The sequence below is a fragment of the Burkholderia sp. APQ4-4ca genome (assembly GCF_057837105.1).
On the sequence record NZ_JBYQCG010000142.1, the window covers coordinates 1 to 7,715 of the forward strand.

At 63.1% G+C, this 7,715-nt stretch carries 6 protein-coding genes; 4 read left to right on the plus strand and 2 right to left on the minus strand.

Annotated features, from left to right (window positions below; genetic code table 11):
- The first annotated feature begins 214 nt into the window (after positions 1 to 214).
- Positions 215 to 1,153, plus strand: coding sequence for a LysR family transcriptional regulator (locus AC3IFE_RS17775; protein WP_301739397.1), 939 nt, complete (start codon positions 215 to 217; stop codon positions 1,151 to 1,153).
- A 43-nt stretch (positions 1,154 to 1,196) separates the two neighbouring features.
- On the opposite strand, the gene AC3IFE_RS17780 is transcribed toward AC3IFE_RS17775, so the two are convergent.
- Both AC3IFE_RS17780 and AC3IFE_RS17785 read right to left on the minus strand, forming a co-directional pair.
- Positions 1,197 to 2,243, minus strand: coding sequence for an AraC family transcriptional regulator (locus AC3IFE_RS17780; RefSeq protein ID WP_489191365.1), 1,047 nt, complete (start codon positions 2,241 to 2,243; stop codon positions 1,197 to 1,199).
- A 279-nt stretch (positions 2,244 to 2,522) separates the two neighbouring features.
- Complete coding sequence (locus AC3IFE_RS17785; RefSeq protein WP_089469467.1) at positions 2,523 to 3,431, minus strand: LysR family transcriptional regulator; 909 nt, start codon at positions 3,429 to 3,431, stop codon at positions 2,523 to 2,525.
- Between the two features lie 113 nt (positions 3,432 to 3,544).
- Here AC3IFE_RS17785 and AC3IFE_RS17790 point away from each other — a divergent pair, with 113 nt between their 5' ends.
- Genes AC3IFE_RS17790 through AC3IFE_RS17800 form a run of 3 tightly spaced genes read left to right on the plus strand, consistent with a single transcriptional unit; the run spans position 3,545 to position 7,608 of the window.
- Positions 3,545 to 4,894 (plus strand): MFS transporter, encoded by a 1,350-nt coding sequence (locus AC3IFE_RS17790; protein WP_489191369.1) that lies wholly within the window; start codon positions 3,545 to 3,547, stop codon positions 4,892 to 4,894.
- 8 nt (positions 4,895 to 4,902) lie between these two features.
- The gene (locus tag AC3IFE_RS17795; protein ID WP_489191366.1) at positions 4,903 to 5,931 is read left to right on the plus strand and encodes a hypothetical protein; all 1,029 of its coding nucleotides are present in this window, start codon (positions 4,903 to 4,905) and stop codon (positions 5,929 to 5,931) included.
- Between the two features lie 24 nt (positions 5,932 to 5,955).
- The gene (locus AC3IFE_RS17800; protein ID WP_489191368.1) at positions 5,956 to 7,608 is read left to right on the plus strand and encodes a tannase/feruloyl esterase family alpha/beta hydrolase; all 1,653 of its coding nucleotides are present in this window, start codon (positions 5,956 to 5,958) and stop codon (positions 7,606 to 7,608) included.
- Positions 7,609 to 7,715 lie beyond the last annotated feature (107 nt).

Consider the following 7,715-nt stretch of genomic DNA (forward strand, 5'->3'; position numbering starts at 1 on the left):
AAGTCATTACATTCAGGCATGAGTCTGTGGGATCGCCGGAGCGGCCCATTCCGCCCGGATGCCTTGTCGGACAAGGCTGTTCGCCGTCATCGGGGCTCGGCGGTCGCCGCAAGGAGCGGGCGCCGCGGTCCCTGGCAGGGAAGACACCTAGCAGGCGCCGGGCGGCCCGGAATCCCGTTCGCCCCCTTCACTCCTTTCAATCTGGTCCGCCACGATGAGTTTCAATCTGCAGCAGCTGATGATGTTCACCACGATCGTGTCCGCGGGTAGCCTGGGACGGGCCGCGGCCATGCTGAACATGACCCAGCCGGCGCTGAGCAGATCGATCAAGCGGCTCGAGGAGTCCGTCGGGGCGCCGCTTTTCGAGCGTCACACCAAAGGGATGCAGTTGACCGCGCTGGGCGAAGCATTGATGCCGCATGCGATGTCGCTGCAAAGGGAAGCCGAACAGGCGCGCGAGGAACTGGACGCGATGCGCGGCCTGGCGAAAGGCGTGATCAAGGTCGGCGCGGTGGGCAGCATAGCGAGTCTCGTCCTGCCGATGGCCATCGCATGTGTGCTCGAGAAATGGCCCAATCTGCGCGTCGAGGTGATCGAAGGCGTGTGGGATCGTCTCGTCGAGGGCTTGCTCGCTTATGAAATCGACCTGGCGCTTTGCACGTCGGGAATCGAAACCGAGGATGTCGCTGCGCTCTCCGATTGTTCATGGACCGACAGGAGTTTCGTGGTCGCGGCCCCCGATCATCCGCTGCGGGCGAAGCGCGGCCTTCGACTCGACGACACATTGACACAACGGTGGGCACTCACGCCCAAGGGAACCGGACCTTATGCCCACATGCAGGAAACCTTCAGGGCCCGCGGCCTGCCGATGCCGGCCATCGCGGTCGAGACCCGTTCGGTCACCGTGCTCAAAAGCCTCGTAGCGCGATGTGGCTTTGTCTCGTGGATGGCCGAACCGATGTACGACACCGAAAGCAAAGCGGGCGTCATCGACGCCCTGGACATTGAAGGCCTGGATGCGCCACGTACTTTGACGGCGTTCCGGCGCCGGCGAGGCACGCTACCCGCGCCCGCCGTCAAACTGCTGGACGAATTGCGTCATCTCACAGGGTCTTTGCGCAAGGAAGGGCAACGCCTGTCTCGAGGGCCGTGAATCGGACATGCCCGCGATCCGATCTGCGTGCCGCTCGCGCATTTCACCGAGGTTTCGATGGAAGCGACTGCAGCGTCGAACCGGTAGCCTCCACGTCCGCGCGAACGCCGCCGCGCTCACCGCCCACTTCTTCGGAAGCAGTCCGTACGATATGACGATATGCCGTCGGTGAATGCCCTGACATGCGCTTGAACGCGTTGCTGAATGCGCTTTCGGACGAGTAACCGAGCGACTGCGCAAGCAGTGCGACCGGGACGTTCTCGTCGCGCAAACGGCGCTCGGCAAGACGCATGCGCCACTCGCCAAGATAGGTCAGCGGGGCGACGCCGGCGCTCCTCCTGAAGTGAGAAGCGAACGTGGTCCGTGACATCGCACACGCGGCGGCAAGCTCATCCAGATGCCATGAACGCGCCGGATCGCCATGCATCAGCCGCAATGCCGGAGCGATGCGCGGGTTGCAGAACGCGCGCAGCCATCCCGTCAAGGACGCGGACGTCTTCAGATGGGCACGCAATATCTGAATGAACAGCAGTTGTGAAAGCTGGGCCGATACGAGTTGCGCGCCGGGCAGATCGGCCGCACGCTCTTCCACGAGTTGCTCGAGAAGCCAGCGGACCCTCACTGCCTGCGGCGATACGGCCGGCACGTGAATCCATGGCGGCAGAACGTCCGACAGCAAGCTGCCCGTGACCGGATCGAGCAGTACGTGTCCGCCGATCTGCACGAAGTCGTCGCCGTCGCCCAGTTTCACCATCGACTTTCCGGCGCCCGAGAACAACGCCATCGCGTCGACGGGTGGCACGCAAGGATCGCTTGCGAGGACGAACGACCGTTTTGCCGTCAGCAACCCGACGTCGCCGCTCCCAAAGCGGATGGGCGTTTCCTCTCCGTCGATGGAAACCCAGCACGCGCCCTTCACCACCGCGAAAAACTTGATTTTGTCGGGCGCCGGGAATCGAACGGCCCAAGCGCCGCCGGCGGAGAAGCCCCCCGTTGTCAGCGATTCGGCGTTCGTGAGCCTCAGGATGTCGGAGAAAGGGTCGTCACTCATCATCGTACTGTCGCGCAAGCAAATCGCACTATAGAGCATTAACAATGCCGCGGGCCGGGTCTCAACCTGCCGGTTCTTCGTCCCGGACAATCAACGACATGGGCCGAGCATCCACTGTCAGTCAGTCGGCGTTGAGGTTCGTCGATACGCCGCATGGCGTCCGTTCGCGCGCTAATCGTGCCCGACGATTCCGCTAATGCGGGCGGCCAAGGTCAAGCGACGGAGCATCCGGGAAGGGGCCCGCGTGTCGGAGGATTTTTCGACATTGCACGAAGGCTGCAGAGCCCGCAATCCATCAGGCGCTTGCCCTTCCCGGGCTTATTCTCGATGTGGATGACGCTGGACGAACGTCAGCAACGCGTCACGGAAGTGCGATGCGGCGGGGTTTTGCAAGTCATGCCGGGTGACGAGATGCAACGGTGCTCGAAACGCGTGATCGCCGGCCACACGGCAGTAGTGCACGCTTTCCTGATGGTAACGTTGCATCGACGCGGGCACGAGCGATACGCCGCCGCCCGCCGCCACGAGATTGATTGCCGTCACCATGCGCGGCACCTCTTCCACGACGTGCGGCTCGAAGCCCCTGGCCTGACAAGCCCTGATGAAGTCCGCGTACATGCCGGGCGCACCGGGCCGACGCACGAAGATGAACGACTCGTTCGCCAGCTGTTTGAGCGACACGGAACGACCGCCGATCAGCCTGTGCCCCACGGGCAGCACCAGCAACATGCGTTCTTCGGCCAGCAGTTCGAAGCGTAGGTCAGCGGGCGTTTCGACCGGTTTGCGGAGAATGGCTGCATCCGCGCGGCCGTTCAACATCATTTCGATGATCTCCGCCGCATTCACCTCGCTCATCTCTATCGAAATCTCGGGGTACATGTCCCGAAAATTGCGAATAGCGGTAGGCGTAAGCGGATGAAACGCAGCCGAACTCGTGAGCGCAACGCGCACCGTGCCGATCCGGCCTTGCGCCACCCGGCGCGCGTGGACGACGGCGTTGTTCAGTTCGAGCAGCACCGTACGCGCGCGCGCGGCGAAGATCTCGCCGGGCGCCGTCAACACGACACCGCGAGGCTGTCGCACGAAAAGCGCGAAGCCGAGTTCCTGTTCGAGGTCCTGAATTTGCTGCGACAACGGCGGCTGCTGGATATGCAGTCGCGCGGCGGCCCGAGTGAACTGACCTTCTTCGGCGACGGCGAGGAAATAGCGCAGCTGTCTGAGTTCCATCGTTTGTCTGGTATATGCGTTGGATATGGCAACCGTGTCTCATCTGTATTTTACATTCAAGACATCGACACGTACGCTTGCTTCGGAAGCTGGACAAGAATCAAAGGAGACACATGCAACCCACCTTGCAAGCGAACATGCCCGCGTCGGCCGCAACGGTGCTCAGCCGTTCGCAAACTCGCCGCGCGGTGCTCGCATCGGTCATCGGCAATGGCCTCGAGTGGTTCGACTTTCTCATCTACGGCTACTTCGCGAAGATCATCGCGCAGGTGTTTTTCCCTGTCGGCAACGGATTCGTGTCCATCACGCTGACGCTGGCAACGTTTGCCGTCGGCTTCGTGGTCAGGCCGCTGGGTGGCATCGTGATAGGCGCATGCGCGGATCGCTACGGGCGGCGCAAAACGTTGTCGCTGCTGATTCTGCTGATGGCAGCCAGCACGCTGATGATGGGCCTGACGCCCAGCTACGCGGCGATCGGCATGGCCGCGCCGCTCATCGTGATCCTCGCACGCATTCTGCAAGGGCTCTCCGTAGGCGGCGAGTTCGCGACAGCGGCCGCGATGCTGACGGAATACGCGCCGCCGGGACGCAAGATGTTCTTCGGCAGCTTTCAGATGACGTCACAGGCCGTCGCGCTGCTTCTGTCGTCGCTATGCTCGTACTTGCTCACCACGCATCTGTCGCACCAGTCGCTCGTGATGTGGGGTTGGCGCGTGCCGTTTCTGCTCGGCGCGCTGGTTGGCCCGGTGGGCTTCTACATCCGGCACAAGGTCGGCGAGTCGCCGGAATTCGTACAGTTGCGGGAACGGCTCGGACATGCGCCACGCCAGTCGCTACGGACATTCATTCACGAGCGTGGCGATGCGGCGCTCTGCGCGATGGGCGTCATCGTCGTCGGAGCAGCGACCAATTATCTGTGGCATTCCTATATGCCGCTCTATGTCGAACACCAGCTGCATCTACCGCTGAAGAATGCGCTGTTCGGCACGGCGATCTCCGGATTGATCGGCATTGTCGGCTATCCGTTGGCAGGGAAGCTTGCCGACCGCATCGGCGCATATCGGCTGTTCTTTCCGGTGACGATCGGCTGGGTGTGCGCTGCCTATCCGCTTTTCGCATGGGTGCTCGCGGCGCCTTCGCCCGAACGCGTGTTCAGCGCGCAGATGATCGCGACGGTCGTGCTCAGCGTCATGTCGGGCGCGCACCCCGGCATGCTGACGCAGTTGTTTCCGACGGCCATGCGCTCGACGGGCGTGGCGCTGTCGTACAACGTGGCCGTCACGCTGTTTGGCGGGCTCGCGCCGCTCACCGTTTCGACCTTGATCGACGTCACCGGCTCGCGCATCGTGCCGGCGTGGTATCTGGTGTTCGCCGGCATCGTCTCGTTGCTGCTGGTCGGCTTCACATCGTCCGGGCAACGCTTGCGCCGCGAGCCGAACCTGTGGCCGGGTGACACAGCGTGAGCGTCGCGATGTACCTTACTCGGAACCACGAAGTGCGTCCACGTAACGAAGTACCCGTCAAAGTCGTCGCCAGTGAGCGGTTGACCGTTTCGACGTCGCGCGGCGAAGCCGGCGTGCCGCTGTTCACGGGCGGCAGCGTCGCGCCGGCCACCGCGACGCAGGTCGTCGTGATGCTGCACGGCCGATTGCGCGACGCCGACGCATACCTTCGTTCGACGCAGCGCGCGCTCGACTCGTCCACGGCCGATGCGAACAGCGTGATACTCGCCGTGCCGCAATTTCTCGCGACGGCCGACGTCGAGTATCACCCGTTGGCGGCCGACTGTCTGCATTGGGAATGGACCTCGTGGATGGGCGGCCTCGACGCCATCGGTCCAGCGCCGCTCAGCTCATTCGATGTGCTGGATGCGCTCATCGAACATTACGTTCAATGCATGCAGAGTGGCCGCTACCCGGAGCTGCGCGAGATCGTGATCGCAGGACATTCCGGTGGGGCGCAGGTCGCGCATCGGCACGCGATACTCAGCAACGCGACGGCATGCTGTCTCGCACGCGGTGTGAAGGTACGTTACGTCATTGCGAATCCTTCGTCGTACGTGTACTTCGACGCGTGGCGTCCGCATGGCGAGGGCATTGATCAAACCGCATGCGCCGGATTCAATGAATGGAAATACGGCACTTCGCGACTTCCCCGCTATGCGGACGGACTCGACGCGCGATCGCTCGAACGTCGTTACGTCGATCACGACGTCACCTATCTGCTCGGCACGCACGACGACGATCCGGCGCACCCGGCTCTCGACCGCTCATGCGAGGCGATGATGCAAGGCCCGCACCGCCTCGTGCGCGGCCGCGCGTACTACGCCTATCTGCGCGCCCGGCATCCGGAATTGCGGCATGCGCTGCATGAAGTTCAAGGCGCGGGACACAACGGCGATGCAATGTTCGTATCGCAGGCCGGCGTATGCGCATTGTTTGGTCCGTCCGTTCGGCTCGCGGAATCACGCGTCGAACAGGAAGGCGGTGCGCTCGAATAGCAATCAATTCATCTGGAGACGACGATGGACAACAGACCGTTGTGGGGGGCGCTCGCCCTCTGCCTTTGCATCAGCGCGTGCGGCGGCAACGAGTCGGGCGGCGGCGCTTCGGCAAGCTCGCCGCCGCCCTCGGCCGCAACGCAATGCGCGGCATTGAACGGCCTCGCGATTCCGGCATCTTCGATTGCCGAGCCGACCGGCGGTGCGACGATCACGAGCGCGACACTGGTGGAAACCGCCGGCGAATATTGCCAGGTGAATGGCGCCATCGCGCCCGTCGATCCCGCGGCGCCGTCGATCCGGTTTCAGGTCAATCTGCCGACCAACTGGAACCGCAAGGCGCTGCATTATGGCGGCGGCGGCTTCGACGGTACGCTGATTACCGGCGTCGACGCACTCGACATGGCCCCCACGGGCACGCCGACGCCGCTTGCCAGCGGCTACGCGACGTTCGGTGACGATTCCGGACATCAGAGTTCCAGCATCACCGACGGCAAATTCGCCGCGAATGACGAATCGCTTGCGAACTACGGCGGCCTGAGTCTGAAGAAAACGCACGACGTCGCGATGGCGCTCATCAGAAAGCGTTACGCGAGCGCGCCCGGCAAAACCTATTTCTTCGGCAGTTCAACCGGTGGTCGGGACGGGTTGAGCGAAGCTCAACGCTGGCCCGCGGACTATGACGGTATCGTCGTGAATCGCCCGGCGCTCAACTATACCGGACTGCGTTTGAGCAACGTCGTGCTGGGCCGTGCACTCTACTTGAACAACGGCGCAGGCTGGCTCGACGTCGCCAAAACGGTGCTGCTGCAAAATGCCGTCATGCGCGCGTGCGACGCGCTCGACGGCGTCGCCGACGGCATCGTGTCCAACGTGGCGGCGTGCAACGCGCAATCGGCGACGGTGCTGGCGTCCGTGCGCTGTCCGAACGGCGTGGATTCGGGCGACACCTGTCTGTCGGATGCGCAGATCGCGACCGTTCGGACCATCGCCGCGCCGTTGCAATTGCCGTATCCCCTTGCGAACGGCGTGACGCAATACGCTGGCTACAACATCCTCGCGGGTTCGGTGTTCGCGGGGCCATACACGACACGCGATCTCGGCGAATCGAAAGTACCCGCGAATCCTGCAGGAAAGAAAGACGCGAACCAGTGGGTGACGGGCGATCAATGGGTGAAGTACTTCGTCACGCGCGTACCCACGTTCGATTCGTTGACGTTCGATCCGGTCAATCCCGGTGCGTATCAGTCGCGCGTCCAGGCGCTATCGGCACTGACCGATGCAACGAGCACCGACCTGAGCGCCTATGTCGCGAAAGGCGGCATGCTCATCATGACGCACGGCCTTGCCGACGAAATCGTGAGCACCGGTTCCAGCACCGACTATTACAACGGTCTGGTGCAGCGTTTCGGACAAGGAACGGTCGACGGCTTCGTGCGGTTTTATCTGATGCCGGGGGTCGGCCATGGCACGGGGCCGTTTCACCCTGCCGTCGATTCACTCTCCGCACTCGATGAATGGGTGGAAAGCGGCAAGGCGCCCGAAACACTGACGATGAGCGACCTTAACGCAGCGACGCTCGGGAGGACGCGCCCGTTGTGCCGCTATCCACTGTGGCCCAAGTATATCGGCGGCGATGTCAACGCAGCGGCGAGCTTCCAGTGCACTCACTCGTAGCGGGCGACCGTTTTTCTCGTCATTGCCGTTGCCCGGTTTCACCGCCGACTTTCCGGCGCCCGAGCGCAACGCCATCGCGGCGGCGGGCGGAATGCAAAGATCGCTTG